General features: G+C 53.8%; 1 rRNA gene. It reads left to right on the top strand.

Going from position 1 to position 457, the window contains the following annotated elements:
• Positions 1-107 precede the first annotated feature (107 nt).
• Positions 108-457: ribosomal RNA gene (locus tag AC3B4V_RS16245) — 16S ribosomal RNA — on the top strand; the annotation flags it as partial.

Below are 457 nucleotides of genomic sequence, written 5' to 3'. Positions count from 1 at the left end.
AAAACTGAACGATGAGGCAAAAATCGTATTCTACGGAATACAAAAACGAATGAAGCGCAAGCTTCGTCAATCGTGACTTCGGTCACAACAACGAGCAAGTCAAACACTTCATGGAGAGTTTATCCTGGCTCAGGACGAACGCTGGCGGCGTGCCTAATACATGCAAGTCGAGCGCAGGAAACTGACGGAACTCTTCGGAGGGAAGGCAGTGGAATGAGCGGCGGACGGGTGAGTAACACGTAAGGAACCTGCCTCAAGGATTGGGATAACTCCGAGAAATCGGAGCTAATACCGGATAGTTCATCGGACCGCATGGTCCGCTGATGAAAGGCGCTCCGGCGTCACCTTGAGATGGCCTTGCGGTGCATTAGCTAGTTGGTGGGGTAACGGCCCACCAAGGCGACGATGCATAGCCGACCTGAGAGGGTGATCGGCCACACTGGGACTGAGACACGGC

The sequence above is a fragment of the Exiguobacterium sp. E17S genome (assembly GCF_057772545.1).
The sequence above is the reverse complement of the archived record's forward strand: the minus strand, read 5'-3'. Positions and strand labels throughout refer to the sequence as shown.